Raw genomic sequence first — 26,429 nt, 5'->3', positions numbered from 1 at the left:
ACCATGCCGCACACCTTTTGCCGGCGCCGCCGTTCGCTTGCGCTGGCCGCGCTCGTCGGCGCCGCGACCGTGCTCTGCCACGCGAGGCCGGCCGCCGCGCAGGCCGACGCGTGGCCCACCCACGCGATCAAGCTCGTCGCGCCGTCGGCGCCGGGCGGCGCGACCGACTCGGTCGGCCGCATCCTCGGGCGCTACTTCGAAAAGGAACTCAGGCAACCCATCGTGGTGGACGCCAAAGCCGGTGCCGGCGCGATCATCGGCACCGAGTACGTGAAGAACGCGCCGGCCGACGGCTACACCGTGCTGATCTCGGGCAGCTCCACGCATTCGGCCAATCCCTTCCTCTATGCCAGGCTGCCCTACGATCCGCAGAAGGACTTCCGCGACATCGGGATGGTGGGCTTCATCCCCGCGATCGGCCTGGCGCGCGGCGGCCTGCCGATCCATTCGACCGCCGACCTGATCGCCTATGCGAAGGCGCATCCCGGCAAGCTCACCTATGGCTACGCGACCTCGTCGTCGCAGGTGCCGCCGGCCATCATCAAGGCGCGCGCGGACATCGACGTGCTGGGCGCGGCCTACAAGAGCCTGGCGCAGATCATCACCGACCTCGCCGGCGGGACGATCGACTTCGCGTTCCTGGACATCATGTCCGCGAGCCCCGCGCTGCAGAACAAGGCCATCGTCCCGATCGCGACGACCTCGCTGCAGCGCACGCCGTCGTTGCCCGAGGTGCCGACGGTGGCCGAGGCGCTGCCGGGCTTCGAGGTGCGCAGCTGGATCGGCCTCGCGGTGCCGGCCGGCACGCCCGATGCCGTCATCGGCCGGATGAACCGGCTGCTGAACGCCGCGCTCGCCGATCCGCCGACGCGGCAGGCCCTGGAGCGGCTGGGCATGACGGTGCAGCCCTATTCGTTGGCCGAGATGGCGAAGTTCACCGAGGCCGATCGCGCGCGATGGCGCGAATGGGTGCGGCTGGCCAAGATCGAGCCGATCCAGTAGCGCGCGGCTTCTTCGGTCCGCAAGACCGCGTTCAGGCGCCGCGGCGTCCTGACTGCGGCGGCCGCAGCGCGTGCCGGCGCGGCAGATCCTTCAGCAGCGGCGGCAGCGACAGCGCGAGGAGCAGCGCGGCGAGCGGAATCACGCAGATGAAGCCGATGTACTTGAAGCCGAGCGCGCCCATCGCGCCGCCCAGCACGAACATGCTGATGAGGCCGCCGGACATCCGCATGCGCAGCCGGTTGTGCCGGATCCAGGAGGCCGCCGGAACCTCGCCGCGGTTCCAGTAGAGCAGCTTGCCCAGCTCCATGCCCAGGTCGGTGATGTTGCCGGTCATGTGGGTGGTTCGTATGCTGCCGCCCGAAGTCTTCGACGCCACGGCGTTCTGCAGGCCCATGATGAATGACAGCAGCAGCACGGTGAGCGGCACGGCGAAGGGTGTCGCCCAGGTGAGCGTGATCGCGCCCATCAGCCCGAACGGGAACATCAGCGCCGCCTCCAGCAGCAGCGGCGCCGCATAGACGCTGTGCAGGCGGCGCTGCCGCGCCCAGTTCACGAGGATCGCGCAGACCGCGGCGCCGGACAGGAACGAGAGGATCGCGCCCAGTGCATTCAGCAGGATCTTCATGTCGCCCATCACCAGGCCGTCCGACAGCTGCGACGCGAAGCCGGTCATGTGCGAGGTGTACATGTGCAGCACGAGGAAGCCGCCCGCGTTGACCGCACCGGCGTTGAAGGCGAGCAGCAGTCCGAGCGCCCGGTTGGTCGAGGGCGCGCGATGGCGGTGGGTGAGGAAGCGGAGTCTGCGCATGGAGGCTGGTTTGAGACGTGTGCCCGGGTTGCCGTGTGCCGCTGGGCGGGGAGGGTGCTCTTGTCGGCGGCTGAGAAAATTCTGCCTGAGCGTACTCCTCCAGCGGGTCAGATCGGCCGGCCGGCCGTCTCCTTCAGCCAAAGCAGCGGCAGCGTCGAAACCACGGTCGCGCCGACCAGGTACCACGCCGGGGCGAGGTCGCTGCCCGTGACATGGATCAGCCATGTCACGATGAGCTGGGCCGTGCCGCCGAAGACCGCCACCCCGAGGCTGTAGACGATCGACAGCGACGTGGCCCGGATCGGGCGCGGGAACACTTCGGTCAGCATCACGATGGCCGGCACGGCCTGCAGCACGACCAGGAAAGAGAGCACCGCGACCACGCCGATCAGCACGGGGATGGATCGGTAGGCGTCCAGCAGCATGAAGCCCGGCAAGACCAGCACGGCGAGCGCCGACCGCGACCATGCGATCACGGGCTTGCGGCCGACCCGGTCCGACAGCCTGCCCGCATAGGCCGATGCCAGGACGATCACGAGCGAGGCGGTCAGGCTCGCCCACAGCGTCAGCGACAGCGGCATCTTGAGAAACTGGGTCGCGTAGGTGGCGAGGTAGAAGATCACCACATAGGTCGCCACCGTGCCGCCCAGGATCATCAGCACGCCCGACCAGACCAGCCCGGAATGGTTTCGAAAGACCTCTCCCAGTTTGCTCATCGGGCTCGATGTGTGCGCCTGCGGCCCCAGCGTCTCGTCGAGATGGCGCCGGATGTAGACCCCGAGCGGCACCATCAGCACGCCGATGGCAAACGGAATGCGCCAGCCCCAGGCATAGAGCTGGTCGTGCGACAGGGTGTTGGTCAGCAGCGTCGCGACGGCCGCACCCAGCAGCGAACTCAGGCCCTGGCTGAAGAATTGCCAGCTGCCGAAGTAGCCGCGGCTGTGGTCATCGGCGTACTCCAGCAACAGCGAGGTCGAAGCCCCGACCTCGCCGCCGAGCGCGAAGCCCTGCATGAGACGCGCCAGAACGAGCCAGATCGGCGCGAACACGCCGATCTGCGCATGGGTGGGCGCCACGGCCACCCCGAGGGAGCCGGCCGCCATGAGGATGAGGGTCAGGGTCATGGCCGGCTTGCGGCCGGCCCGGTCGGCGTACAGGCCGAGCACCACGCCGCCGATGGGCCGCGCCAGGAAGGCGATGCCGTAGCTGCCCACGGCCAGCATCAGGCTGTCGATCGCGTCCTTGGCGGGAAAGAAGACGCTGCCGATCAGCACCGCGAAGAACGAGTAGACCGTGAAGTCGAAGAACTCGAGACCATTGCCCACCGTGATGGCCGCAATGGTGGTGAACGTTGCCTTGGGACGCGCAGCGGACGGGAGCGTCGTCATGGTGGCAGTCATGAAACTCCTTCGGGTGGGCTCGTCTCGGGGAATCATGCAGCAAATCCCGGCCGGCAGGGAAGAGGATCGCTATGAACGGGGCGCCGCTTCCTTCCGGTGCCTATTGACCATGGCGTTGGACGAGCCAGGGACCGCGCCTTAGGATGCCATGTCGTTCACCCCGCGCGAGCCGTTCCATGACCACTGAAGACACGCTGCAAGCCCTGCGTCCCCACGCCGAGGAGTTCATCGGCATCCGGCGCGACATCCACCACAACCCCGAGCTGTCCTTCAAGGAGCAGCGCACCAGCGACCTGGTGGCCGAGCGCCTGCAGGACTGGGGTTACCACGTCACGCGCGGACTGGGCGGCACCGGACTCGTCGGCCAGTTGCGGCGCGGCAGCGGCACGCGCGCGGTGGGCCTGCGCGCCGACATGGACGCGCTGCCGATCAAGGAAGAAACCGGGCTGAAGTACGCCAGCCGCCAGAGCGGCGTGATGCACGCCTGCGGCCACGACGGCCACACCGCGATGCTGCTCGGGGCCGCCAAGGCGCTGGCCGAGCGCGGCCGCTTCTCGGGCACGCTGAACCTGATCTTCCAGCCGGCAGAGGAATACGGCACGCGCGAAAGCGGCGCCATGCGCATGATGGAAGACGGCCTGTTCGACAACTTTCCGTGCGACGCCATCTTCGGCATGCACAACATGCCCGGCTGGCCGCAGGGCAAGCTGGTGTTTCGCGAAGGGCCGATGATGGCTTCGTCGGACAAGGTCTTCATCACCCTGAACGGGCGTGGCGGCCACGCGGCCATGCCGCATCGCGCGGCCGACCCGCTGGTGGCGGCGGCCAGCCTGGTGATGGCCTTGCAGACCGTGGTGTCGCGCAACGTCGACCCGCTGCAGACCGCGGTGGTCACGGTGGGCATGCTGCAGTCGGGCATCGCCAACAACGTGATCCCGCAAAGCGCGAAGCTGGCATTGAGCGTGCGCGCGCTGGAGCAAAGCGTGCGCGACCTGCTCCAGAAGCGCATCACCGAACTGGTCCACGCGCAGGCGCAGAGCTTCAACGTGACGGCCGAGGTCGACTATCAGCGCGGCTACTCGGCGCTGGTCAACAGCAGCGCGGAAACCGAGTTTGCGCGGCGCATCGGCATCGAGCTGGTGGGGGCCGACCAGGTCGTGTTGCAAGGCCCGGCATTGACCGGCAGCGAGGACTTCGCCTTCATGCTCGAAAAGCGCCCCGGCTGCTATCTGTTGATCGGCAACGGCGATGGCGACAGCGCGGGCGCCTGCATGGTCCACAACCCGAGCTACGACTTCAACGACGACAACGTGGTGATCGGTGCGGCCTACTGGACGCGGCTGGCCGAGCGCTATCTGAGCGAGGCGCCGTTGGCGGGCTGAAGGCGCGGGTCGGTTTTTGTCGTTGCATCCGGAATCCAGCTGGACCAGGCCTGCGCAGGCAGCGCATGTCTTTCAGGGTCGTTGCAGTTGCTCGGCGGCGATCCCGCAATGCTGTGCGAAAGCCCTGAGCGGGCCCGACAGCGCCTTGCGCCGGTGGTGCACGAGCGAGAAGCGCCGCGTGATCCTCGGCAAGGTGGAGGGCACCACCATCAGCCGTTTTGCGCGGATCAGGTCCTGCACGACGCACAGCGACAGGCAGCTCAGGCCCAGGCCTTCGGCGACGGCGTTCTTGATGGCCTCCGAACTGCCGAGCGTCATGACTTCGGACAACTGATGCAGATGGGGCAGCAGCGCATGCTCCACGGTTTCGCGCGTGCCGGAGCCCGGTTCGCGCAGCAGCCAGCGTGCCTGCCGCAGCTGCCGCACGCCGAGCCGGCCGCCTTCCGCCTGTGCCAGGAGCGGGTGACGGGGCGCGGCGACGACCACCATCTCATCGTCCATCCACGGCAAGACCATGAGATCGGCGTCATGGCAGGGGCCTTCGATCAGCCCGAGGTCGGCGGCCAGCGACACCGCCTGCGCCATCACGTCCTGCGTGTTGCCGATCTGCAGTTCGACGCGCGCCTGCGGCCACGCGCGCTGGAAGCCGGCCAGCAGCGACGGCATCAGGTAGTTGCCGATGGTGGTGCTCGCCGCCAGCCGCAGGTGGATCGACGCCGCCTCGCCGGCCTGAAAGTTCTGTTCGATTTCCTCGGCGGCGTCGAGCAGCGCGCGCGCCATCGGCATCAGCATCCGGCCGTTGTCGTTGAGCATCAGGCGCTTGCCGATGCGGTCGAACAGCTGCACGTCGAGCACGCCTTCGAGTTCGCCCAATGCCGAGCTGATCGCCGACTGCGACAGCGCAACGCGCTCGGCCGCCGCAGTGGTGCTGTGGGTCTCGGCAATGGCATGGAACAGCTGGAGCTGGCGTAGCGTGAGGCGCATGACTTATCGATTGGATGGTTTGAAGATATCAATATAACCAGTTTTACATATGAGTGCGGCGCATGCACAGTGCGGTATCTGCAAGGAGCCACCCGTGTCGTCGATGCCGCCCATTCTCCAATCCGTGCCACCTGTCCGATGGGCGCCGACTGCCGCGCTGCGCGCCCGGCTGAGCCCGGTGCGCGCACTGCTGCCGGGGCTGCTGCTCACCGGTGCGCTGGCTGCCGTGGCGATGGGATTCGCGCAGCTCGGGTGGCTCGATCGGCATGGCATCAGCGCGCTGACACTGGCGATCGTTCTCGGCATGGTGGTGGGCAACACCCGGCTCGGGCAGGCGATCGAGCCCGCCAGGGCAGGCGTCGATTTCTCCCGGCAGCGGCTGCTGCGCCTGGGCATCGTGCTCTACGGCATCCGGCTCACGGTGCAGGACATGGCACATGTCGGTCTGGAGGCCGTGCTGGTCGACGCGTTGATGCTGTCGAGCACTTTCGCGCTCGCGCTGCTGGCCGGCGTGCGCCTCTTGCGCATCGATCGCGACACGGCGATCCTGATCGGTGCCGGCAGTTCGATCTGCGGCGCGGCCGCGGTGATGGCCACGCAACCAGTGCTGCGTGCGCGCGCGGAGCAGGTGACGGTCGCAGTGGCCACGGTGGTGGTGTTCGGCACCGCGGGCCTGTTCCTCTATCCGTTGATCTACGACGCCTTGGCCTCGCTGCCGGCGCTCGCGATGTCGCCGCAGCAATACGGCGTGTTCGCCGGATCGACGATCCACGAGGTGGCCCAGGTGGTTGCGGCGGGCCGCGCCATCAGTGCCCAGGCGGCCGACACGGCCGTGGTCGCCAAGATGGGCCGCGTGATGATGCTGGCGCCTTTTCTGCTGATGCTGTCGGCGTGGCTGGCGCGCGGCTCGCGCAAGGGGCAGGCGGCCTCGGCCGCGCTCGGCTCAGGCGTCGTCGTGCCCTGGTTCGCGCTGGGCTTCGTCGCGGTCATGCTGTTCCACAGCGCGGTCGCACTGCCGCCGTCCTGGGTCGCCTTCGTCAACGCCTTCGATACCGGCGTGCTGGCGATGGCCATGGCTGGTCTGGGATTGACGACCCATGCATCGGCGATCCGGCGCGCTGGCGTGCGGCCGCTCGCACTGGCCAGCCTGCTCTTCGTCTGGCTCGTGGTCGGCGGCTTCGCGGTCAATCGATGGCTGATGGGCGCGCTCGGGTAGGGCCACGCGCACTACAATTTTCAGCATGGCCACGATGCTGACGCTGAACCTGCTGCTGCGCGGCGGCGCGACGGGCGCGTTGCTGCTGATTGCGGTGGCGTTGTGGCGCGACCATCCGCGGGTGATCGCCGCGCGGCTTGGTTCGGGCTTCGCGATCTCCGTCGCGGCGGCCACGCTGGCTTCGATGCCCGGCTTCACGGTCGGGCCGGACTTCGGGGCGCTGCTCGTGGTCGCACTGGCATCGGGCAGCATGTTCGTGTTCTGGCTCTTCACCTCGGCGCTGTTCGACGACGACTTCCGCTTGCGCGCCTGGCATGCAGGGGTCTGGGCCATGCTGGCCGCGGTCGGCATGCTGCATTGCGTCGGGCAAGGCATCGCGCACGCGCAGTGGGAACCGGCTGCGGGACTGGCGCTGGGTCTGATGCCCGTCGCATGGGCGCTGCTGGCGATCGGGCAGTCGGTCGCGAACTGGCGCGAAGACCTGATCGAAGGCCGGCGTCGGTTGCGCTCGCTGATCGTCGCGGCGACCGCCCTCTATACGGTGGCGCAGTTGCTGGTGGCGCTGCTGTCGGCCCTGAGCTTGAGGGCGGTGGTCGAGAGCACCGCGAACGCCGCCGGCATCGCCGGCCTGGCGCTGTTCGTCGCGTGGCGGCTGCTGCGCGAGGGCCACGACGGCCTGTTCGGCTCGGCCGTGGGCGGCGCCGAGCCGATCGAGCACCCGGCCGCGTTCGCTGCCTCCGCGTTGTCTCCGCTCGCCGACGCGGCGCCGGCGCCCGATGCTCGGCAGGTCGCCGCACTCGAGGCGCTCATGGCGGTTGACCATGTCTATCGCGAAGCGAACCTGACGATCGGCGCACTCGCCGAGCGCATGGCTTTGCCCGAGCACAAGTTGCGGCGCCTGATCAACCAGGGCCTGGGCCACCGTAATTTCAGCGCCTTCCTGAACACCTACCGCCTGGCCGACGCGCGCCGCTGGCTCGCGGACCCGGAACAGGCCGACACGCCGATCCTGACGATCGCGATGGATGCCGGCTTCCAGTCGCTCGGGCCCTTCAACCGTGCGTTCAAGGCCGACACCCGCATGACGCCCACCGAGTTTCGGCGGCAAGGCACTGCGGCATCGGTCGCGCCATCGCCCCGGGGCCTCGCCGAATCCGAAATCGGCTAGCCGGACGCAGGATTCGGCGAGATCGCAGGCGCGATGGCGCAGAAAGTGGCGAGGCCCATCCCGGCTGCCACTTCTGAACTGAACCGCCCATGCCACGTCTTCCCATCGCCGTTTCGATCCTTGCCGCCGCCGTGCTGACCGCCTGCGGTCATTTCTCGCCGGGCCGGGCGGCACCGGTCATCAGCGGCTACCTCAGCCATCAGCTCTGTTCGGCGGTGTTCGTTGCCGGCAGGAATCCCGACCGCTACTACCGCGATGCGATCGAGCCGCTCGCCGGGCCGGTCGCGGTCCTCACGCGCTTCACCGTCGACCGCGAGCACGGCGAAGTGCGGGCGACCTTCGCAGGGTTGGCCGAGAGCCGCGCGGTCTACCGGCCGCAGTTCGGATGCGTCAACGCGACCGGTCGCGCATCGGCCGGCGAGCTCTCGCCGCCCGCGCCGTCGGAGGCGACGCCACCGCTGCTCGGCGCCATCGCCGGCGCAGCGCCCGTTCAACCCACCGAGCCCGCGCTGGTCGCTGCGCTCGATCATGCGTTCGACGAAACGGCGCAGGCGCCGCACCGTTTCACCCAGGCCGTGGTGGTGATTCACAAGGATCGGATCGTCGCGGAGCGCTACGCTTCCGATGTCGGCGTGGACACGCCACTGACCGGCTGGTCCGCGACCAAGTCGGTGACGAACGCACTGATCGGCATTCTGGTGCGGCAAGGCAAGCTCGACATCCACGCCCGCGCGCCCATCGCGGCCTGGTCCGATCCCCGGGATCCGCGCCATGCCATCACGATCGACCAGTTGCTGCGCATGAACAGCGGGCTGGACATGGGGCAGTCCCTCACTGCGAGTGTTCTCACCGCATTCGACCCCTCGGCGCAGATGATCTTCGTCGACGCCGACACGGCCGCGGTGGCGCAGCGCGCGCCGCTGGCGTATCCCCCGGGCACGCACTGGAATTACACCAACGCGAACACGCAACTGCTGTCGCGCATCGTGCGCGACCAGGCCGGCGGCACGGCCGCGGCCACGCTCGGCTTCGCCCGCCGCGAACTGTTCGACAAACTCGGAATGCAGCACGTGACGCTCGAATTCGACGCGGCCGGGACGCCGATCGGCGCGAGCCACATGTGGGCCTCGGCGCGCGACTGGGCGCGCTTCGGTCTGCTCTATCTCCACGACGGCGTGATCGACGGGCAGCGCATCCTGCCGGCCGGCTGGGTCGACGACTCGGCCGCGCCGACCTCCGGATCGGAGGACTTCGGCTACGGCGCAGGCTTCTGGACCAACCGCGGCCCGGGCGCAGGGGCCCGCTACCGCATCCGGCACGGCATGCCGGTCGATGCGTTCATGGCGCGAGGCAGCAACGGGCAGTACGTGGTGATCATTCCGTCGGAGGATCTGGTCATCGTGCGCCTGGGGCCCGCATGGACGCCGCGCGATGACATGGAACGGGTCGCGCAGTTCACGCGTGAGGTGATCGAGGCGTTGAAGGGCGGATGAGGGCCGTCTGTGGTGCCCTCGACAGGAATCGAACCTGTATCTGAGTCTTAGGAGGACCCCGTTCTATCCATTGAACTACGAGGACGAAGGCGAACGCGACTTTACCAGTTCAGTCGTACTTGACCGTGTAGATCAGGTCGATGCCGCTTTGCTGGCCCGCCTGCGCGCGCAGCGTCAGACGGGTGGTGAGGTCGTAGAAGATGAAGAGCGTGCCCAGCGTGCCCGACAGGCTGCGTTCGTAGGTGAGATAGAAATCCCGCGCCAGCCGCTTGCCGAGCGTGACCGCCGATTCGCGCAGGTCGCCGCCGCTGCCCGGCCCCTTGAAGCCGACCTCGTCGAGCCCGAAGCGGCTGGCGAGCCCGCCGCCGGAGCTGCCCTTGCCGAGGCCGCTGAGCAGCGCCAGCGCGGCCTGCTGCATCAGCAGCGACTCGCCACCGCTGGCGGCCGATGCGCGGCCCAGCACGACCCATGACAGCGTCTCCGCGTCCGACAGCGAAGGCTCGGAATACAAGCGCACGCGCGGCGATTGCGCGGTGCCGCTGATCTGGACCCCGGCGCGCTGCGTGATGTTGGGACGGATCGCCAGGATGTCGAGCTGCGGGTTGTCGAACGGGCCGTTGAAGCGCGCCAGGCCCGTTTCCACGTCCAGTTGCTGGCCGTAGGCGCGGTACTGGCCCTTGACGGTCTTCACTTCGCCGGTGATGCGCGGCGGCGCGTCGAGCGAGTTGCTGCGGATGTCGAGCTTGCCCTCGAGGCGCGTGGTGATGCCGCGTCCCTGCACCGCGAAATCGTCGCCGAGATCGAAGGTCACGGCGACGTCGAAGGGCTTGGCGGTCTGCGCCCTGGCCGCCTGGGTTTCGTCGCGCGCGGTCTGGCGCCGGGCTTCCTGTTCGGCTTCGCGGTCCTTTGCCGCCGAGTGCACGAAGACGTCGCTGCCGAGGCTGGGTGCGGTCTCGTCGGGCAGGATGATCACGGCTCGGTCGGTCTTGAGGTTGCCGCGCACGGTGAACTGGCCGCTCTCCAACTTGGCTTGCAGATCGCCCGAGAGCGTGACCTGGCGGTCGGTGCGCACCAGCACGCGCAACGCGCGCACCTGGGCCTGCAGGTCCATGCGCAGGCCCGAGCCGGCGCTCGCGGAAGACATCGACGCCCACGAGAGCTGGCCGCGTGCCGAGAGCGTGCCGCCGTCGCTCGCGGCTTCGCTGGCCGCGGTGCTGCGGTTGCCGCTCTGGCCCGCGATGCGGACCTGGCTGCCGGCGCCGCCCTTGAGCGTGAATTCGGTGATCTCGACATGGTCGCCCGACAGCGAGGCGCGCAGTTTGCCGTCGCGCAGGTCCAGCCCTTCGACCAGCGCGCGCAGCGCCAACTGGTCGGCGCCCAGCGTGCCGTTCCAGCGCGGCGCAGCGCGGCTGCCCGAGAGCGTGGCGTCGGCCTGCAGCGTGCCGGCGACGCGCCAGCCGGGCGGCGCGAGGATCGACCACACGCCGAGGTTGGGCAGCCGTGCCGTGACATGGCCGGCGAGCGGCGCATCGGGCGCCCATTGCCAGCCGCCCGCATGCTGCAGCACGTGCGTGCTGGCCTCGGCCTGGATGGCGCCGGCGCGTTCGCTGTCCCAGGCCAGCCTGGCGCGCACCGTGTCGCCTTCGGCGTCGAGCGTCAGTTCCGCCTGGCGCAGGCCGGCCGGCGTGCTGAGGCCCTCCGACGCCGCATTCATGCTGCGTTCGCTCGCCGTGCCGGTGCCGTGGCTGGTGATGCGCGTGACCAGCGCCGCTTCGCCGGCCTGCACGCGGATGTCGCCGCTCTGGCGCGTGAGCCGGGCGCGGGCGCGCAGCGTGTCGCCGGCATCGATGTCCCAATCGCCATCGAACAGCAGGTCGCCGCTGATGCCGGCCTCGGCCAGCGCCGAGTTGCCGCCGAGCGCTTCGGCCCAGGCCATCGGCAAGCCCTGCAGGCGACCTTTCGATTGCAGGCGGAAGGCGTGGCTGGTGGCGGCGCCGCTCCGGCTGAAACGCAGCGGTTCCCAATCGATGCGGACGGTGCCGGGCGCGGGGCCGCGCAACGTCGCGGCCGCGGCGGAGGCCTCGACTTCCAGCCGAGGTGCGTTGCCGGGCACGGTGCGCACCGTGGCGCTGAGGGCGCGGCTCAGCTCCAGCGTCCAGGGGCCGGGGCGCGTGCTGTCCTGCGCCTGCACGCGCAGGCTGGCGACGGCCGCGCGCCATTGCCGGGCGCGCTCGAGGCCGCCGCTGGCCCGGGTGTCGAGCGTGATCTTCTGCGTGCCGCTGGATGCTTCGCCCTTCAGCGCCAGCGTGGCCTGGGCCAGGCTGCCCGACAGTTCCGCGCGCATGCCGTTCACCCGCACCGCGGTCGCGGCGCCCGACGCTGGCGGCGGCAGCCGCACATCGAGTCGCGGCACCTCGAGCGTGGCCTGCAGCGTGGGCTCGGCCGCGGGGCGCGCGACGGGCTCCGTCGCATTCTGCAGGCGCCGCTGCACGGCCTGCCATCCGCCTTGCCAGCTGGCATCGAGCCGTGCACTGCCTTGCGCCGTCGCACCCGCGAACGCGTTCTCGAGACCGGGCAGGCCTTCGATCCAGCGCTGCAGGGCGACGGCATCGTCGACCTGCGCCTTGATGTCGCCGCCGCCCGAGGCGGGTGCGATGCGGCCCTGCACCTGCGCCTTGCCGCCCGGAAGGACGAGGTTCAGGTTGCCGCTGCCGGCCTGCTCGGCCACGCGCAGCTGCAGCTTGCCGTCGAGGCTGGCGTGCGCGGCGTCGATGTGCAGCGTGCGCAGGTCGAGCACCTGCTTCTCCCACTGGCCCTCGGCCACCGCGCGGTCGAGCCGCAGACCCTGCAGTGCCGCGCTGCCGGCACCGCCCTCGGCCTGGAGCGCGAGGTCGAAGAGCAGGGCCTCGCCGCGTTGTTCGGCACGGATGCGACCGTTCACCGGCGCGCCTGCGAGCTCGGTGTGGAGCGCGCCGGGACGCACGCCTTCGATCGTCGCGCGCGCCTGCCACGGTGCGGGCGCGGGACTCCACCGTCCTTCGGCCTCGATGCGTCCGCCGCCGGCCCGCACGGTGGCCTCGGGGATGTCCCAGTTCGTGCCGTCGAAGCTCGCGCGTGCCTCGACCTGTTCGATCGGGAGCTTCGCCGTGTCCCAGGGGCCGGGCAGAGCATTGCGGATGTCGGCGCTGGCCTGCCATGCCTGGGGGCCACCGGGCGTGCTGCCGGCGTCGGGGCCGGCTTCGATCTCGCCGCTCAGCCGCGTCGCGGGCGCCTGCGGCCAGAGCCGGGCGAGGTCGACGTTGCGCAGGCCGGCCTTGGCATCGATCACGGGCTGCGGCAGCCAGGGCGCGATGTTCGCCTGCAACTGCGCCTGCATCGGCGCTTCGGCGCTTTCGTCGACGGGCTTCAGTTGTGCCGTCACCGCGAGCCGGGCCGCGGATGTGGCGAGCGTGCCCTTGAGGGTGGCCTCGGCCAGCACGTCGATGCTGCGGTCTTCCGCCAGCGGGGCGCGCACGCGGCCGTCGAGCGCTGCGTCGAGCGCCATCGGTGCCGGGCCTTGCAGCTTGACGTGCGCGGCGTAGTGGCCGTCCGCGATGTCGACGCCCGTCACGTCGAGCTGGTGCAGCGCGTCGGCGTAGCGGTAGTGTCCGGCCAGGCCGGTCGCCTGCAGCGCAGGCGGACCGGCCCAGCGCAGTTCGTCGATGCGGAACGGCAGCTCGATCTCGACCGGCAGCACGATCGGTCCGAGCGGTTCGACGGGCTTGTCCGAAGGCGGCCCGCGGCGTTCGATGGCCACCTGGGCCGCATGCACCTCGCCGAGCTGGACCTTGCGTCGGAGCAGCGGCGCCAGCTCCCAGCCGATGCGCGCATCGTGCACTTCGACCGCGAGGCCAGGGCCTTGCCAGCGCAGCCAGCCGATGTGGCCGCCGGCCCGCAGCGAGCCCGTCACGTCGCGGCTTTCCAGCGATTGGCCGGCGGGCAGATGGCGCGCGGCCTGTGTCAGCGCGTAGGCCAGCGACTGGTTCGAGCCCAGCCACCACCAGGCGCCGGCCGCGAGCACGAGCACCAGCGCGACCAGCCCGGCGAGACTCCAGGCAAGGGCGAGCCAGGCGCGGCGGGCACGCGAACGGCGCACATCCGGCACAGGCGCGGGCGGCGTGGGCTTGGCAACGGCATCGTCGTTCATCGCGCCGTGCCTCAGAAGGAAAAGCCCAGGCGCAGGTGCAACCTGAAGCGCCTCGTCGCCACGCCGTAGGCCAGGTCGGCCTGCACCGGTCCCACCGGGCTGCGCCAGCGCGCGCCGATGCCGACACCCACCTTGGCCTGGAGTTCGGCCGGCTTGTCGGCCACGGCGCCGGCGTCGATGAACACGACGCTTTCCCAGTCGGTGAGCTTGCCGTGGTACACGAAGGGCCGCTGCCATTCGGCGCTGGCCACTGCGAGGTAGCGGCCGGCCTCGATCTGGCCGTCGGCCCGCACGGTGCCGATCTGCCGGTAGCTGTAGCCGCGCACCGTGGTGTCGCCACCCGTGAGGAACATCAGGGTCGACGGAATCTGCGCAGCGTCCTTGGCGAACACCGCGCCGCCCTCGGCGCGCAGCTGGATGCGGCCCTGGCGGGCCTGCGTGCCGTCGTCGCCCTGCACACTGCCGAACGGAAAGATGCCGACCCAGCGTCCGTAGGCGCGCGTGAACGGCAGGCGTGGGCCGGTCAGCGTGTAGCCGGTGCCGAGTTCCAGCGCCAGGCCATGGCCGTGGGTGGGCGCGGCTGCATCGTCGAAATAGCGCGCGGTCCAGTTCCAGTTGATGCTCAGCGCGGAGGCCGACGGCGGTGCGTCGATGCCGTGGTTCTGGGCGTAGTCGTACTGCAGGAAGTAGCTGCGGTCGATGTGGTCGCTGCTCCTGCCGATGCCGCCGCGCAGCCGGCCGCTGTCGACCTTGTAGCTGCCGGAGGTTTCGCTCTTCAGCAAGCCCGACACGAACGGGCGCCAGCCCTTGTCGTCGGGGATCGCATTCCAGTCGGTGCCGAGCGACTGCGTCTCGCGGTCGAGCGACAGCTTGGACACGGCGCGCCATCCGAGCAGCGGCAACTGGTTGTGAATGTGATCGACCGACAGTCGCGGTCCGCTGTCGGTCGTGAAGCCGGCGCCGAGCACCACCTTCTGCAGCGGCGCCTCGTGCACCTGGGCGATGACGGGCGCCCACAAGGGGTTGTTGCCTTCGGTGTCGAGCGTCAGGAAGACGGAGTCGTAGTAGCCGCTGCTGGCCAGGCGCTGCTGCGCATCGAGCAGTTTCTGCTGGTCGTAGTCGGTGCCGGTGGGCACGCGCGCGATGCGGCGCGCGCCGTCGGCGTCATAGCGCTGGCTCCCATGCACTTCCAGCGGGCCGAAGCGATAGGGTGGGCCGGAGACGTAGGTGACGCCCAGCCTGGCCTCGCTGCGGTCGGCGTCGATGTCGGCGCGGCTCGACAACAGGCTGCCGGTCGGATAGCGCTTGGCGGTCAGGTTGCGCAGGGCGGCGGCCTTGGCGTTGTCCCAGGCCTGCTGGCTGAAAGGCTGGCCCGCGCGCAGCGTCCAGCCGGTGCGGATGGCGTCGCGCTGCGCCTGGGAGGCCGTGTCGTCGGCGATGGGGCCGCCGAAGCCGATCTGCACAGTGCTCACGCGCGTCTGTTCGCCGGGTTCGACGGTGATCGTCACCTCGCGCGGCGCCTTGCCGCCGGGCGTTTCCTTCAGCTCGAGGGTGAGCGTCGGCGTGAAGTAGCCGAGCGTGCCGAGCAGCTCGCGCGCATTCGCCTCGGCGGCGACCATCAGGCGCGAAAGCTCCGATGCGCCCAGGTCGCTCAACGCGCGGTAGCGCTGGATCTCGAGGTTGCGCACCAGATAGTCGTGCACCGGAGCAGGCGCGCGCACGTCCACGGTGAAGGCATCGCCGCCGGTCTTCGGGGCGGTACCGGTGACCGGTGCCGGAACGGCATCGGCCTCTGCCGAATTCCTGGTCGGCAGCAGACTGCAGCCCTGCAAAAGAAGGGCGCCTACAAAAAGCAACGCCGGCATCCACGCCGGCGCAAGAGAAGGTACCGCCCTGACCATGCGGCCATTCTGACAGCAAGCGCGGCCGTGTTCGGGCCGCGCACGGTGCGCGCGATCGTCAGTGCTGGGTGAACTTCCGCGCCAGCGACCACAGCACCGGTGGCGTCACCATGCGGGCGAAGGCCTTGATCTTGTCGAGCCGGGCCGGCTGCATGAAGACCGTCAGCGCTTCGCTGTGCTGCTGGCCGGCGAACGGGCTGGTGTAGAAATACGCGGCGACCGAGCGGCGCGGTCGGTCGTCGGGCGCTTTCAGCGGCTTGGTGTGGCCGTGGAAACTGGCCGGCCCGTGCGGCAGCAGGATGGTGCGGCCGAATTCGGGTTGCACGCTGGTGACGCAGCGACCTGCCTTCTTGTCCCACAGTTCGAGTGCCGAGCCCCACTCCGGATCCCAGCCCTTGTTGAGGTAGGTGATGAACACCATCTCGTTCTGCAGCCCGAGCGAACGATGCCGGTTGAAATCGCGGTGCACGGCAAAGGTCGCGCCGGTGCGGCTTTCGTGCAGTCCGCCACCGCACAGCTTCGGATCCGGCAGCAGGTAGGGAACGCCCGACACGGAAGACAGCCACTCCGTGAACCAGCCCGAGTTGAGGATGTCGAAATAGAGCTGCGAGGCCGGCCCCAGCGTGACGCTGGGGGCCGAACGGCGCAGCGTTTCGTAGCGGCTCTTGACGTCGACCCAGCCGTCGCTTCGAAGGGCGTCGAACTCCTCGGCCACCAGTTCGAGCAACCCCGGATGAAACAGGCCGTCCATCACGAGGTGCGGACAGGGTTTACCGGCGAGCAGTTGCTGATGAAGGCGTTCGCGTTCCTGGGCTTCGAAGAAAGAGCGGTTGACCAGTTCGGCCATCGGCAGGCGAACGCCGCGGATGCTCACGAAGTCGGCGGGTGCTTCGACCAGCGCCAGCGAAGGCGCGTCCCTCAGGGATTGCTCGTGTACAGGAGCATCGTCAAACGAGAGCAGCGCGGACATGGCAGGGTGCCTCCTCCAGGACTCAGGTGTGAAGGGGAGTATTTATGTGAATCCTTAAGTGTTAACTGTAACGCAACGTCTTCACGAATACATACCCTTTTTTGGGTATGCAATCAGAATCTCCGGCAAAGTGAGGGCTCAAAGCAACAGGCCCGCGGGGCCTATTTCGAGAGTAGGCGCATCGCCTCTTCGAGGCCTTTGAGGGTGAGCGGGTACATCCGGTGTGATACAAGTTGTTGCATTACCGCAATGCTCTGGCGGTACTGCCAGACACCCTGCGGCTCGGGGTTGATCCACGCGAACTTGGGGAACGCATGCGTGAGGCGCTGGATCCACTCGGCGCCTGCCTCCTCGTTGTTGTATTCGACGCTGCCGCCCGGCTGCAGGATCTCGTAGGGGCTCATCGTGGCGTCGCCGACGAAGATCAGCTTGTAGTCCTTGTTGTACTTGCGCAGGATGTCCCAGGTCGCGAACTTCTCGGAGAAACGCCGGCGGTTGTTCTTCCACATGAAGTCGTAGACGCAGTTGTGGAAGTAGTAGAACTCCAGGTGCTTGAACTCCGTCTTGACGGCCGAGAACAGTTCCTCGACGCGCTGGATGTGTTCGTCCATCGTGCCGCCGACATCCATCAGCAGCAGCACCTTCACGTTGTTGTGGCGCTCCGGCCGCATCTTGATGTCGAGGTAGCCGGCGTTGGCGGCGGTCGACTGGATCGTGTGATCGAGATCGAGCTCTTCCTCGTGGCCTTCGCGCGCGAACTTGCGCAGTCGCCGCAGTGCGATCTTGATGTTGCGCGTGCCCAGTTCCTGGTTGTCGTCGTAGTCCTTGTAGGCGCGCTGATCCCATACCTTGACCGCGCTCTTGTTCTTGCCCGCGCCGCCGATGCGAATGCCCTGCGGGTTGTAGCCGCCGTGCCCGAAGGGCGAGGTGCCGCCGGTGCCGATCCACTTGCTGCCGCCCTCGTGACGTTCCTTCTGTTCCTCGAAGCGCTTCTTGAGCGTCTCCATGAGCTCGTCCCAGCCCATCTTCTCGATCTGGGCCTTCTCCTCGGCCGTGAATTCGCGCTCCAGCGTCTTGCGCAGCCAGTCGAGCGGCACTTCCTTGGTGAAGTCGGTCAGCGCCTCGATGCCCTTGAAGTAGGCGGCGAAGGCACGGTCGAACTTGTCGTAGTGCTTCTCGTCCTTCACCAGCGCGGTGCGCGAGAGGTAGTAGAAGTCGTCGAGACCGTAGGCGCCGTCGGAGTCGGGTCCGACCACGTCGGCCTGCAGCGCTTCCAGCAGCGTGAGGTATTCCTTGACCGAGACCGGCAGCTTGGCCGAGCGCAAGGTGTAGAAGAAGTCGATCAGCATGGCGAACTACTCCTGGGATGAACGCGGCTTGTCCAGCAGATAGAGCAATTGCGCCCGAACCTCCGGCCATTCGCCGGAGCGCAGGCTGTACATCACCGTATCGCGGATCGTGCCGTCGCGGCGCAGCGCATGGCCGCGGATCACGCCGTCCTTGTGCGCACCGAGCCGTTCGATGGCGCGTTGCGAGGCATGGTTGAAGTTGTCGGTGCGCCAACCCACCACGTGGCAGCCCAGCGTGTCGAAGGCATGTGTGAGCATCAGCAGCTTGCAAGTGGTGTTGACGTGCGTGCGCTGGCAGCGTTTCGCATACCACGTGTAGCCGATCTCGACGCGCTTGAGCGACGGCACGATGTCGTGGTAGCTCGTGCAGCCGAGCACCGTGCCGCTGGCTTCGTCGGTGACCGCGAAGGCAAGGCGATGGCCGGCCTCGCGCATCTTCAGCGCGGTTTCGATGTAGGCGCGCGTTTCCTGAGGCTCGGGCACCGAGGTGACGCGCAATTGCCAGAGCTCGCCGTCGGCCGCGGCGGCGAGCAGGCCGTCCTCGTGTTCGAGCGCGAGCGGCACGAGCGCGACGCCTCGCGCCTTCAAGGTAACGGGTTCGACGAAAGCCATCCTGGTTTCCTGCTACGCGGCAGGCCTCATCGATTGTTCCGTTGCATGAAGACCAGCTTTTCGAAGAGGGTCACGTCCTGCTCGTTCTTGAGCAGCGCACCCACCAGCGGCGGCACCGCGACCTTGTCGTCCTTGCTCTGCAGCGCTTCGAGCGGAATGTCCTCGGCCACCAGCAGCTTGAGCCAGTCGAGCAACTCGGAGGTGGACGGCTTCTTCTTCAGGCCGGGCAGGTTGCGCACGTCGTAGAAGGTCTTCATCGCCGCGGTCAGAAGCGCCTGCTTGAGGCCGGGGAAGTGCACCGCCACGATGCGCTTCATCGTCTCGGCATCGGGGAACTTGATGTAGTGGAAGAAGCAGCGGCGCAGGAACGCGTCGGGCAGTTCCTTCTCGTTGTTCGAGGTGATGAAGACCACCGGCCGATGCTTGGCGCGGATCAGTTCGCGCGTCTCGTAGCAATAGAACTCCATGCGGTCGATCTCGCGCAGCAGGTCGTTCGGGAATTCGATGTCGGCCTTGTCGATCTCGTCGATCAGGAGGGCCACCGGCTGCTCCGATGTGAAGGCCTGCCACAGCACGCCCTTGACGATGTAGTTGTGAATGTCCTTCACGCGCTCGCCGCCGTCCACGTCCGCGAGCTGCGAATCGCGCAGGCGGCTCACGGCGTCGTATTCATAGAGGCCTTGCTGCGCCTTGGTGGTCGACTTGATGTGCCACTGCAGGAGCGGCAACTCGAGCGCCTCGGCGACTTCCTCTGCGAGCATCGTCTTGCCGGTGCCCGGCTCGCCCTTGACGAGCAGTGGACGCTTGAGCGTGATGGCGGCATTGACCGCGAGCATCAGATCCTGTGTGGCGACGTAGTTGTCTGAACCCTTGAATTTCATGGAAGAGGTGGAGCAGGGGTGGATGAAAGGCACATCGATCAGCGTTGCGCGGGACTTCGAACACCCCGCGCACGGGACCGCGAAGAGCCCCCGCATATAATCAAATGTTGATCTGAAAACTGTATCTCCACGAGATTGTGCGCGCAAAATGAACAAGTTGTTGACCCTGATGTTTGCCCTCGCTGTCGCTTGCGTGACGGTCTCGGCCCAAGCCCAGAAAGTGACGGGCAATGCCGCAAACGGCGAAAAGAAAACCGCGATGTGCATGGGCTGCCACGGCATCATCGGCTACCAGTCGAGCTTTCCCGAGGTCTACAAGGTCCCCAAGATCGCCGGCCAGAGCGCGACCTACATCGTGTCGGCGCTCACCGCCTACCAGCAGGGCGACCGCAAGCACCCCACCATGCGCGCCGTCGCGGCCTCGCTCACCGAGCAGGACATCGCCGACCTCGCCGCCTTCTACAGCCAGCTCGGCCTGAAGGAAGGAGATGCGCCGCCGCCGGCCGCCGCCGGCACGCCGAGCGAGAGCCTGCAGGCGCTCATCACGCGCGACAAGGACAACAACTGCACCAAGTGCCACGGCGCGAACTTCAACACGCCCAACGACGGCACCGTGCCCAAGCTCGCTGGGCAGCACGCCGACTACCTGTTCGTGGCGCTGAAGTCGTACAAGTTCTCGCACCCGATCGTCGGCCGCTCCAACCCCATCATGGGCAAGGAAGCCAAGCAGTTCAGCAACGTCGAGCTCAAGGAACTGGCCAGCTACGTCAGCTCGCTGCCCGGCGACGTGAAGACGGTGCCCGAGTCGCGCTTCCACGACAAGGACTGAGCGCCGCGCCGCCCAGAACAAAGCCCGCTGAACGCGGGCTTTGTCGCTTCCGGGCGGTCGATTTTCAGATATCGAAGAACACGGTCTCCGACGGACCCTGCATGTGGATGTCGAAGCGGTAGGTCACCGCGCCGCCTGCTTCGCTGCGTTGTGCGACCAGCGTCTCGCGGCGCGCGGCCGGCACGCTGCCGAGCACCGCGTCCCTGGCATTGGCCTTCGCTTCGTCGCCGAAGTAGATGCGCGTGAAGGCATGCAGCAGCATGCCGCGCATCAGCACGATCACGTTGATGTGGGGTGCCTCGCCGGCACTTTCGGCGCCGGGCTTCACGGTGTGGAACACGAAGCGGTTCTGTGCATCGGTGCCCGTGCCGCAGCGGCCGAAGGCGCGAAAGCCGATCTCCCGCGCATCGTCGACCGATTGCGGGTATTCGCCGGCGCCGTCGGGCTGGCTGATCTCGACCAGCGCGTCGTTGATCGCATTGCCGTCGCCGTCGATCACACGGCCCTCGAGCCGGATGCGTTCGCCGCGCGCGCCGTCGAGCGCCACCACGGCGTCGAAGGGCTGGTCGAAGTCGTAGCCGTACTGCGTGGCGGTGAGGCCGTAGGCGAAATAGGGGCCGACGGTCTGCGACGGGGTCTGGCCGAAATTGGTTTCGAGTGCGCTCATCATGGTGCGGGATCTCCTCAGCGGTTTTCGAACGGTGTCTCGTCGGCGCCGCGCAGGACGATGTCGAACACGTAGCCCAGCGCGTAGCCTTCCTCGGTGACATCGAGGCTGAAGTCGGAGATCAGCCGGTTGCGCACCTTCTCCGGCGTGCCGGTGATCATCGGGTCGTATTGCAGCAACGGGTCGCCGGGGAAATACATCTGCGTCACCAGGCGGCTGCCGAAGTGCTCGCCGAACAGCGACAGGTGGATGTGCTGCGGCCGCCATGCGTTGGGATGATTGCCCCACGGATAGGCGCCGGGTTTGATGGTGAGGAAGCGATAGCGGCCTTCGCTGTCGGTCAGGCAGCGGCCCGCGCCGAGGAAGTTCGGATCGAGCGGCGCGTCGTGCTGGTCGACTTTGTGCACGTAGCGGCCGGAGGCGTTGGCCTGCCACAGCTCGACCAGCGTGTTGCGTACCGGGCGGCGGCGATCGTCGAGCACCTGGCCGGTGAGGATCATGCGTTCGCCCAGCGGTTCGCCGTTGCGCCGCGCATTGCGCGTGAGGTCGTGGTCCAGTTCGCCGATGCTGCTGTGGCCGTAGACCGGCTGGCGCAATTCGCCGAGCGAGGCCTTGAGCGGCACCAGCGGCTGCTGCGGCCCGCGCTTGACCGTCGAGCGATAGCCCGGATAGACGTACGAGGGATGGCTGGGCCAATCGCGCGGCGCGAGCCGTGGCAGCGGGGCGCTGCGGGAGTCGGAAGAGGACATGGGCGCTTGTCTCCGGATTCGTGGGAAGGATGCCCAACTCTATTCATGCGCAATGCTGATGTAAATTGAGGAATCTGCGATTTTTCATAACCATTGGTAATTCAATGACCTCCGGCTCCGAAGCCTTCCTGCGTGGCGTCCAGTTGCGGCATCTGCGCTGCCTCGTTGCCGTCGCGCAGGAGCGCCACCTGGCACGTGCCGCCGAGCGGCTCGCATTGAGCCAGCCCGCGGTGTCGAAGACCCTGGCCGAACTCGAGACCCTGGCCGGCGCGCGGCTCGTGCAGCGCGGCCATGCGGGCCGGCGCGGCATCCAGGGCCTGACCGTCGCCGGCGAGCAATTGCAGGCGCATGCGTTGCGCGTGCTGGAAGCGCTGGATGCCAGCGCGCAGGCGGTGATGCCGGCCTCCGGCGCGCGGCCGCAGCGCCTGCGCATCGGTGCCTTGCCCAGCGTCGCGCCGTCCTTGCTGCCCGCGGCCCTGGCCGCGCTGCGCGAACGGATGCCCACGCTGCGCATCCAGGTGCAGACCGCTGCCAATGGCCCCTTGCTGGACACGCTGCGTGCCGGCGAGTTCGACCTCGTTGCCGGCCGCATGAGCGATCCGCAATTGATGGTTGGGCTGACTTTCGAACTCCTCTACAACGAGCCGCTGGCGCTGATCGCGCGGGCCAGCCATCCGCTCGCCAAGGGCAGGCCGTCCGTGCAGGACGTGCTGCAGCACCCGCTGGTGATCTACGGCGAAGGCACCATCCCGCGCCATCACACCGAGAGCTTCCTGTCCGGCCTCGGCCTGCGCTTGCCGGCGCATGTGACCCAGACCCTCGACCTCTCGGTCGCGCGCGGCCTGCTGTTCCGGTCGGACGCGGTGTGGTTCACGCCCATCGGCGCTGCGCGCGACGATCTCGCGAGCGGCCAGCTGGTGCGCCTGGGCGTCGACATGGCCGGCACCGAAGAGCCCGTCGGCCTCTTGACGCGCGCCGATGCCGAAGACTCGCCGCCGCGCCAGACCCTGATCGCGCTGCTGCGCGAGACGGCCCGCCAAAAGTCGGCGCGCAAGCCTGCGCGTTAGCGTCGCGTGGCTCGACGCTGCACGCAGGCCACGTAGGCGTCGCCATCGGGCGGGCGACCCGCGCGCTGACTTTCCCACATCATCTGCCCAAGGCACTCCATCGCCTCGTGGTGCGCCTCGAGCAGCGAATCGCGCCGCGCCGCGAGCAACTCGACGGCCTGGCGGATGCCGCGCGGCTGGTCGATCGAGCATTGCTCGCTGATCGACAGATGCATCGACAGGTGAAGGAAGGGGTTCTCGCGTCCGTTGCTGCCGTCATAGACGCGCGCCACGGCGGCATCGGCATCGGCGAGATCGGCGTGGTATTCGGGGTGCTCGTCGATCCAGCGGCTGGCGATGATCTCGAGCGCTTCCATCGGCTCGCCGCGCCGGCTCTTGGCGAAGACGTCGCAGAAGAAGCGGCGCACTTCCTCTTGGGAGGGATTGAACATGCGCCGAGGGTAGCACCGGGCATCCGCCGCGGCCCGCGGCCGCTACATTGCAAGGCCATGGACCGCCTGGAAAACATCGAGACCTTCGTTCGCGTCGCGCAGACCCAGAGCTTCGCCGAGGCCGCGCGGCAGATGCGCGTGGCCAAGTCGGTGGTCACCAGCCGCGTGAAGCAGCTGGAGGACCACGTCGGCGCGCCGCTCTTCCATCGCAGCACGCGCGTGGTGCGGCTCAGCGATGTCGGCCAGGCCTTCCTGCGCGATTGCACCGAACTCGTCGGCCGGGCCAACGACATGCTCGACCAGATGCGCGACGCGCGCGCCGGCCCGACCGGCGTGCTGCGCATCCACGCGCTGACCGGCTTCGTGCTTGGGCATTTCGCCGCGCTGCTGCGCGCCTTCCAGACCAGCTATCCCGACATCCATCTCGAGCTGATCGTGAGCGACGCGGTGGTCGATCCGGTCAAGGCCGGCGTGGATTGCGCGCTGCAGATCTTTCCGGCGGCATCCACCGAGCTGGTCTCGCGCCCGCTCTTTCCGGTGCGGCGCGTGTTCTGCGCCACGCCCGAGTACCTGCGCACGCACGGCGCACCCGCGAGCCCGCGCGAGCTGCACAAGCACACGCTGGGCCTCTATTCGGGCTACCCGACGCGCGACCGCTGGACCTTCCACCACGGCGACGAGCAGGTGACCATGTACATGAGTCCGGCGCTCTTGACCAACAGCGTCCACCTGCTGCGCGAGTACGCGATGGAGCATGCGGGCATCGTCTGCCTGCCGACGCTGGTGGCGGGCGACGCGATCCTGCGCGGCGAGCTGCAGGTCGTGCTGCCCGAGCATGTGCTGTCGTCCTTCTCGCTGAGCGCCGTCTATGCGGGGACCTCGCGCAATGCGTTCAAGCTCAGGCTCTTCATCGAGCACATCACGGCCGCCTTCGCGCGAGTGCCGCCATGGGACGCGGCCATGATCGACCGCGGGCTGCTGCCCGCCGGGCTGATCCACGATGCCTAGGCCCCCCAGCGTGGGATGCTGCGATGATCGGCAGGCCCTGCAGTCCGCGATGCCGATCACGCCCGCGCAGGCAGCACACCGTCTTGCATCTTCCCAACAACCACCATGCGACTGCGTCATCTGGAAGTCGTCAACGCGATCCGCGTGACAGGCACGCTCAGCGGGGCCGCGCGGCTGCTGCACATGACCCAGCCGGCAGTGACGCAGATCCTGCAGAGCGCGGAGAAACAGCTCGGCTACCAGCTCTACCGGCGCGTGCGCGGCAGGCTGGAGCCGTCGGCGGAAGCGGCCGTGATCTTTCCCGAACTGGAGACCCTCGATCGCCAGATCGTCAAGCTGCAGCAGCTGACCAGCAACCTGCGATCGGGCGAGGCCAGCCTGCTGCGCGTGCTGTGCGCGCCTGCATTGGCACAGGCCGTGATGCCGGAAATCATCGATCGCTTCCTGAAGCAGCATGCACGTGCGCGCCTGTCGGTGCGCGCCGAGTATTCGTCCAGCGTGATCTCCGACCTGGCGCTGCGCGAGGCGGACATCGGCCTCGTCTTCGAGGGCGAACAGCACCCCGCCATCGACTTCACGGCGCTGGCCGAGATTCCGCTCGTCGCCGTGGGATCCCCGAAGTTCTTCGGCGCCGGCGCGCGGCTCGGCCTGCGCGACGTCCTGGCCATGCCGTTCATCGCGCCGGACCCGGTCGACCCGATCGGCCGCATGCTTGCCAAGGCCTGTGAGGAGCATGGCTGGACACTCGAAAGCAGCGTCAGCGTGCTGCTCTACCAGGCGGCCTTGGCGACTGCCGCGACCGGCCTGGGTGTGACCATCGTCGATGCCCTGACGGCCTTCACGGCCGACCCGAGGCTGCTGCTGCAGGTGGCCGAGATCACGCCCGCACTCACGCTGCGCGTCGGCGTGGCCCGGGCCGCCACCAACCGCCAGTCGGGGCTGGCGGACGACTTCATCGGGCTGTGTCGGCGGGTGCTGTCGGAGCGCGGGATGGCGCTCGGCTAGCGGCGATCAGGCCGCATCCAGCGCGGCCTGGTCGGCCGACTGGCTGCGCACCCGGATCCTGAAGAACAGCGTGCTCAGCAGCGCGATGCCCACGGTGGCCATCACGTAGTAGGCCGGAATGAACTTGCTGCCCGTCTGTTGTGCCAGCCAAGTGCAGATCAGCAGCGACAGGCCACCGATCACCGTGAAGTTCAGGTTGTGGATCAGCGCCAGCCCCGTGGTGCGCACGGCGTTCGGGAACAGCTCGGCCAGGAAGGAAGGCATCGCGCCCTGGAACACCATCACGCAGGCGGTCAGTCCGGTGATGCAGGTCACATACACCATCACGCTGGGCTGCGCGACCATCCAGTGGAAGGCCGGCAGGCACAGCACGCCGGTCAGCAGGGTGCCGCACACGATCATCTGCAAGCGCCCGACGCGGTCGGACATCGCGCCGAACAGCGGCGGCAGCAGGATCTGGGCCGCCGAATAGCCGATCGCGCCCCACATCGAGTCCGACGCGGACATGCCCAACTCGCGCTGCGCATAGAGCGGGATGAACACGCCCAGCAGATAGTTCGTCGAGGCCGCCAGCGAATAGACGCCGACGGCGGCGCAGATGCGTGCCTTCGACGACATCAGCGTGGTCGCGACCGGGTTGGCCACCTTGGCGCTCTTCACGAATTCCGGCGTCTCGTCGAGCTGGCTGCGCAGCCAGTAGCCGAAGGGAACGATCAGCAGCCCGACGACGAAGGGCAGGCGCCATCCCCATTCGACGATGGCGACCGGGTCCAGCGAGCGATTGAGCATCAGGCTGACGATGCTGGCCATGCCGGTCGCAAGCCCGATGCCGACCACCTGAAAGCTCGCGAAATAGCCGCGCCGGTGGCGCGGCGCATGCTCCGTCACGAAGGACACGGAGGTGCCGAACTCGCCGCCGGCCGAGAAGCCCTGCAGCAGCTTGCCTGCCACCAGCATCAGCGTCCCGCCGATGCCGGCCGTTGCGTAGCCCGGCGCGAACGCCATCATCGCGGTGCCGAGGCCCATGGCCCAGATCGTGAGCATCATCCCGGCCTTGCGGCCGCGGCGGTCCGAATAGCTGCCGATGCAGATCGCACCCAGCGGGCGCACGAAATAGCTGACCCCGAAAGTGCCCAGCGCCACCAGCAGCGAGGTGTAGGTGTCGCCGGTCGGAAAGAAGACCTTCGCGATGTAGACGGCGAGAAAGCCGTAGATGAAGAGGTCGTAGAACTCCAGCATGTTGCCCACCAGGGCCGATGCGATCACCCGGCGAAAGTAGCGCCGTTTCTCCGGCGTCAGTTGGTCCCGCGATTCCATGTCT

22 protein-coding genes and 1 tRNA gene are annotated in these 26,429 nt (G+C 68.2%); 9 read left to right on the top strand and 14 right to left on the bottom strand.

The window, feature by feature from the left end; all coding sequences use genetic code 11:
- The first annotated feature begins 3 nt into the window (after window positions 1-3).
- Entirely contained in the window at window positions 4-1,002 is a 999-nt protein-coding gene (locus tag E5P2_RS22475) for a Bug family tripartite tricarboxylate transporter substrate binding protein (protein ID WP_162569362.1), read from the top strand.
- A gap of 31 nt (window positions 1,003-1,033) precedes the next feature.
- Here E5P2_RS22475 and E5P2_RS22470 read toward each other — a convergent pair whose 3' ends face one another.
- Entirely contained in the window at window positions 1,034-1,810 is a 777-nt protein-coding gene (locus E5P2_RS22470; RefSeq protein ID WP_162569361.1) for a YoaK family protein, read from the bottom strand.
- Window positions 1,811-1,917: 107 nt separating this feature from the next.
- Window positions 1,918-3,210, bottom strand: coding sequence for an MFS transporter (locus E5P2_RS22465; RefSeq protein WP_162569360.1), 1,293 nt, complete (start codon window positions 3,208-3,210; stop codon window positions 1,918-1,920).
- A 176-nt stretch (window positions 3,211-3,386) separates the two neighbouring features.
- On the opposite strand from E5P2_RS22465, the gene E5P2_RS22460 reads away from it, so the two are divergent.
- A complete protein-coding gene (locus E5P2_RS22460) occupies window positions 3,387-4,592 on the top strand; it encodes a M20 aminoacylase family protein (RefSeq protein WP_162569359.1) in 1,206 nt (401 codons plus the stop codon).
- Window positions 4,593-4,664: 72 nt separating this feature from the next.
- On the opposite strand, the gene E5P2_RS22455 is transcribed toward E5P2_RS22460, so the two are convergent.
- The gene (locus tag E5P2_RS22455; RefSeq protein ID WP_162569358.1) at window positions 4,665-5,576 is read right to left on the bottom strand and encodes a LysR family transcriptional regulator; all 912 of its coding nucleotides are present in this window, start codon (window positions 5,574-5,576) and stop codon (window positions 4,665-4,667) included.
- Window positions 5,577-5,679: 103 nt separating this feature from the next.
- On the opposite strand from E5P2_RS22455, the gene E5P2_RS22450 reads away from it, so the two are divergent.
- The 3 genes from E5P2_RS22450 (at window position 5,680) to E5P2_RS22440 (ending at window position 9,453) form a co-directional block, all read left to right on the top strand.
- Window positions 5,680-6,792 carry a YeiH family protein gene (locus E5P2_RS22450; protein WP_162570613.1) on the top strand — a complete coding sequence of 371 codons (1,113 nt, stop codon included), beginning with the start codon at window positions 5,680-5,682 and terminating at the stop codon, window positions 6,790-6,792.
- A 25-nt stretch (window positions 6,793-6,817) separates the two neighbouring features.
- The gene (locus tag E5P2_RS22445; protein WP_162569357.1) at window positions 6,818-7,960 is read left to right on the top strand and encodes an AraC family transcriptional regulator; all 1,143 of its coding nucleotides are present in this window, start codon (window positions 6,818-6,820) and stop codon (window positions 7,958-7,960) included.
- Between the two features lie 89 nt (window positions 7,961-8,049).
- Entirely contained in the window at window positions 8,050-9,453 is a 1,404-nt protein-coding gene (locus tag E5P2_RS22440) for a serine hydrolase domain-containing protein (protein ID WP_162569356.1), read from the top strand.
- A 10-nt stretch (window positions 9,454-9,463) separates the two neighbouring features.
- Here the strand turns inward: E5P2_RS22440 and E5P2_RS22435 are convergent.
- From E5P2_RS22435 to E5P2_RS22405, 7 genes are all read right to left on the bottom strand, one after another.
- A tRNA-Arg gene (locus tag E5P2_RS22435) sits at window positions 9,464-9,538 on the bottom strand.
- 24 nt (window positions 9,539-9,562) lie between these two features.
- Complete coding sequence (locus E5P2_RS22430; RefSeq protein ID WP_162569355.1) at window positions 9,563-13,639, bottom strand: translocation/assembly module TamB domain-containing protein; 4,077 nt, start codon at window positions 13,637-13,639, stop codon at window positions 9,563-9,565.
- An 11-nt stretch (window positions 13,640-13,650) separates the two neighbouring features.
- Window positions 13,651-15,540, bottom strand: a complete 1,890-nt coding sequence (locus E5P2_RS22425; RefSeq protein WP_162569354.1) for an autotransporter assembly complex protein TamA — start codon at window positions 15,538-15,540, stop codon at window positions 13,651-13,653.
- A 58-nt stretch (window positions 15,541-15,598) separates the two neighbouring features.
- Window positions 15,599-16,510 (bottom strand): 2OG-Fe(II) oxygenase, encoded by a 912-nt coding sequence (locus E5P2_RS22420; RefSeq protein ID WP_162569353.1) that lies wholly within the window; start codon window positions 16,508-16,510, stop codon window positions 15,599-15,601.
- Between the two features lie 161 nt (window positions 16,511-16,671).
- Window positions 16,672-17,859 (bottom strand): vWA domain-containing protein, encoded by a 1,188-nt coding sequence (locus E5P2_RS22415; protein WP_162569352.1) that lies wholly within the window; start codon window positions 17,857-17,859, stop codon window positions 16,672-16,674.
- 6 nt (window positions 17,860-17,865) lie between these two features.
- The gene (locus E5P2_RS22410) at window positions 17,866-18,471 is read right to left on the bottom strand and encodes a GNAT family N-acetyltransferase (RefSeq protein ID WP_162569351.1); all 606 of its coding nucleotides are present in this window, start codon (window positions 18,469-18,471) and stop codon (window positions 17,866-17,868) included.
- Window positions 18,472-18,497: 26 nt separating this feature from the next.
- Window positions 18,498-19,352: an AAA family ATPase gene (locus tag E5P2_RS22405; protein ID WP_162569350.1), complete on the bottom strand. Its 855-nt coding sequence runs from the start codon at window positions 19,350-19,352 to the stop codon at window positions 18,498-18,500.
- 148 nt (window positions 19,353-19,500) lie between these two features.
- On the opposite strand from E5P2_RS22405, the gene E5P2_RS22400 reads away from it, so the two are divergent.
- Window positions 19,501-20,181 carry a c-type cytochrome gene (locus E5P2_RS22400; protein ID WP_162569349.1) on the top strand — a complete coding sequence of 227 codons (681 nt, stop codon included), beginning with the start codon at window positions 19,501-19,503 and terminating at the stop codon, window positions 20,179-20,181.
- A gap of 64 nt (window positions 20,182-20,245) precedes the next feature.
- Here E5P2_RS22400 and pcaG read toward each other — a convergent pair whose 3' ends face one another.
- The gene (gene pcaG / locus E5P2_RS22395) at window positions 20,246-20,851 is read right to left on the bottom strand and encodes a protocatechuate 3,4-dioxygenase subunit alpha (RefSeq protein WP_162569348.1); all 606 of its coding nucleotides are present in this window, start codon (window positions 20,849-20,851) and stop codon (window positions 20,246-20,248) included.
- Window positions 20,852-20,865: 14 nt separating this feature from the next.
- Window positions 20,866-21,597, bottom strand: coding sequence for a protocatechuate 3,4-dioxygenase subunit beta (gene pcaH, locus E5P2_RS22390; protein ID WP_162569347.1), 732 nt, complete (start codon window positions 21,595-21,597; stop codon window positions 20,866-20,868).
- A 104-nt stretch (window positions 21,598-21,701) separates the two neighbouring features.
- Here pcaH and E5P2_RS22385 point away from each other — a divergent pair, with 104 nt between their 5' ends.
- Window positions 21,702-22,664, top strand: coding sequence for a LysR substrate-binding domain-containing protein (locus E5P2_RS22385; protein ID WP_162569346.1), 963 nt, complete (start codon window positions 21,702-21,704; stop codon window positions 22,662-22,664).
- On the opposite strand, the gene E5P2_RS22380 is transcribed toward E5P2_RS22385, so the two are convergent.
- Window positions 22,661-23,095: a DUF1841 family protein gene (locus tag E5P2_RS22380; protein ID WP_162569345.1), complete on the bottom strand. Its 435-nt coding sequence runs from the start codon at window positions 23,093-23,095 to the stop codon at window positions 22,661-22,663. The genes E5P2_RS22385 and E5P2_RS22380 overlap by 4 nt on opposite strands.
- A 57-nt stretch (window positions 23,096-23,152) precedes the next feature.
- Here E5P2_RS22380 and E5P2_RS22375 point away from each other — a divergent pair, with 57 nt between their 5' ends.
- Window positions 23,153-24,103, top strand: coding sequence for a LysR family transcriptional regulator (locus E5P2_RS22375; RefSeq protein WP_162569344.1), 951 nt, complete (start codon window positions 23,153-23,155; stop codon window positions 24,101-24,103).
- A gap of 105 nt (window positions 24,104-24,208) precedes the next feature.
- The gene (locus E5P2_RS22370; protein WP_162569343.1) at window positions 24,209-25,108 is read left to right on the top strand and encodes a LysR family transcriptional regulator; all 900 of its coding nucleotides are present in this window, start codon (window positions 24,209-24,211) and stop codon (window positions 25,106-25,108) included.
- Window positions 25,109-25,114: 6 nt separating this feature from the next.
- On the opposite strand, the gene E5P2_RS22365 is transcribed toward E5P2_RS22370, so the two are convergent.
- Window positions 25,115-26,425: an MFS transporter gene (locus E5P2_RS22365; RefSeq protein ID WP_162569342.1), complete on the bottom strand. Its 1,311-nt coding sequence runs from the start codon at window positions 26,423-26,425 to the stop codon at window positions 25,115-25,117.
- Window positions 26,426-26,429: the final 4 nt, after the last annotated feature.

Source organism: Variovorax sp. SRS16 (genome assembly GCF_901827165.1).
Taxonomy (GTDB): Bacteria; Pseudomonadota; Gammaproteobacteria; order Burkholderiales; family Burkholderiaceae_C; genus Variovorax.
The sequence above is the reverse complement of the archived record's forward strand: the minus strand, read 5'-3'. Positions and strand labels throughout refer to the sequence as shown.

What these genes read in the sequence shown, in the direction of transcription:
- E5P2_RS22410 (WP_162569351.1), bottom strand. Translation starts at nt 18,471, where the DNA reads ATGGCTTTCGTCGAACCCGTTACCTTGAAGGCGCGAGGCGTCGCGCTC.
- E5P2_RS22420 (WP_162569353.1), bottom strand. Translation starts at nt 16,510, where the DNA reads ATGTCCGCGCTGCTCTCGTTTGACGATGCTCCTGTACACGAGCAATCC.
- pcaG (WP_162569348.1), bottom strand. Translation starts at nt 20,851, where the DNA reads ATGATGAGCGCACTCGAAACCAATTTCGGCCAGACCCCGTCGCAGACC.
- E5P2_RS22425 (WP_162569354.1), bottom strand. Translation starts at nt 15,540, where the DNA reads ATGGTCAGGGCGGTACCTTCTCTTGCGCCGGCGTGGATGCCGGCGTTG.
- E5P2_RS22385 (WP_162569346.1), top strand. Translation starts at nt 21,702, where the DNA reads ATGACCTCCGGCTCCGAAGCCTTCCTGCGTGGCGTCCAGTTGCGGCAT.
- E5P2_RS22405 (WP_162569350.1), bottom strand. Translation starts at nt 19,352, where the DNA reads ATGAAATTCAAGGGTTCAGACAACTACGTCGCCACACAGGATCTGATG.
- E5P2_RS22370 (WP_162569343.1), top strand. Translation starts at nt 24,209, where the DNA reads ATGCGACTGCGTCATCTGGAAGTCGTCAACGCGATCCGCGTGACAGGC.
- E5P2_RS22445 (WP_162569357.1), top strand. Translation starts at nt 6,818, where the DNA reads ATGGCCACGATGCTGACGCTGAACCTGCTGCTGCGCGGCGGCGCGACG.
- E5P2_RS22455 (WP_162569358.1), bottom strand. Translation starts at nt 5,576, where the DNA reads ATGCGCCTCACGCTACGCCAGCTCCAGCTGTTCCATGCCATTGCCGAG.
- E5P2_RS22475 (WP_162569362.1), top strand. Translation starts at nt 4, where the DNA reads ATGCCGCACACCTTTTGCCGGCGCCGCCGTTCGCTTGCGCTGGCCGCG.
- E5P2_RS22470 (WP_162569361.1), bottom strand. Translation starts at nt 1,810, where the DNA reads ATGCGCAGACTCCGCTTCCTCACCCACCGCCATCGCGCGCCCTCGACC.
- E5P2_RS22450 (WP_162570613.1), top strand. Translation starts at nt 5,680, where the DNA reads ATGCCGCCCATTCTCCAATCCGTGCCACCTGTCCGATGGGCGCCGACT.
- E5P2_RS22375 (WP_162569344.1), top strand. Translation starts at nt 23,153, where the DNA reads ATGGACCGCCTGGAAAACATCGAGACCTTCGTTCGCGTCGCGCAGACC.
- E5P2_RS22440 (WP_162569356.1), top strand. Translation starts at nt 8,050, where the DNA reads ATGCCACGTCTTCCCATCGCCGTTTCGATCCTTGCCGCCGCCGTGCTG.
- E5P2_RS22430 (WP_162569355.1), bottom strand. Translation starts at nt 13,639, where the DNA reads ATGAACGACGATGCCGTTGCCAAGCCCACGCCGCCCGCGCCTGTGCCG.
- E5P2_RS22460 (WP_162569359.1), top strand. Translation starts at nt 3,387, where the DNA reads ATGACCACTGAAGACACGCTGCAAGCCCTGCGTCCCCACGCCGAGGAG.
- E5P2_RS22465 (WP_162569360.1), bottom strand. Translation starts at nt 3,210, where the DNA reads ATGACTGCCACCATGACGACGCTCCCGTCCGCTGCGCGTCCCAAGGCA.
- E5P2_RS22415 (WP_162569352.1), bottom strand. Translation starts at nt 17,859, where the DNA reads ATGCTGATCGACTTCTTCTACACCTTGCGCTCGGCCAAGCTGCCGGTC.
- pcaH (WP_162569347.1), bottom strand. Translation starts at nt 21,597, where the DNA reads ATGTCCTCTTCCGACTCCCGCAGCGCCCCGCTGCCACGGCTCGCGCCG.
- E5P2_RS22400 (WP_162569349.1), top strand. Translation starts at nt 19,501, where the DNA reads ATGAACAAGTTGTTGACCCTGATGTTTGCCCTCGCTGTCGCTTGCGTG.
- E5P2_RS22380 (WP_162569345.1), bottom strand. Translation starts at nt 23,095, where the DNA reads ATGTTCAATCCCTCCCAAGAGGAAGTGCGCCGCTTCTTCTGCGACGTC.
- E5P2_RS22365 (WP_162569342.1), bottom strand. Translation starts at nt 26,425, where the DNA reads ATGGAATCGCGGGACCAACTGACGCCGGAGAAACGGCGCTACTTTCGC.